Here is a 385-nt window from a genome sequence, read left to right on the forward strand (position 1 = left end):
GTTCTATCGACCTGAAGGAGATGTTGGCGATCGGGTGGTGCGGGCTTTTGACAAAGCATACAAGACGCTAAAGAAAAATGGTCTGGAGTTCCTAATTCAGCCTGAGACCTGCGTCTGGGAGATTGTCCCCGCCAACGGTGAGCGTTACGCAGGAATGTACAGGCGTTCGGCAAATGCCGACAAGAATCCGAATCGGTTGATCATCCGTCCCGAGGTAATGGAAGAGAAGGACTGGGTGTACTGTATCCTTCACGAACTTTCGCACCACCTGCATTTCGAGTCCTTGTCGGGCTCCAAGCTGGAAGGTTCGTGGGTGCGGCTCTATAACAAGAGCATCAAGGTCACGACCGTTAAAAAGGAAGACAGTCAGCGACTACTCGATGAT

The 385-nt window shown here is 51.7% G+C and carries 1 protein-coding gene; it reads left to right on the plus strand.

The features are described from left to right. A partial coding sequence (locus AC1RPQ_RS08070; protein ID WP_481762274.1) for a hypothetical protein occupies positions 1–385 on the plus strand: 385 nt, incomplete at both ends.

Source organism: Dellaglioa sp. CoH-57-MRSF-21 (assembly GCF_056781915.1).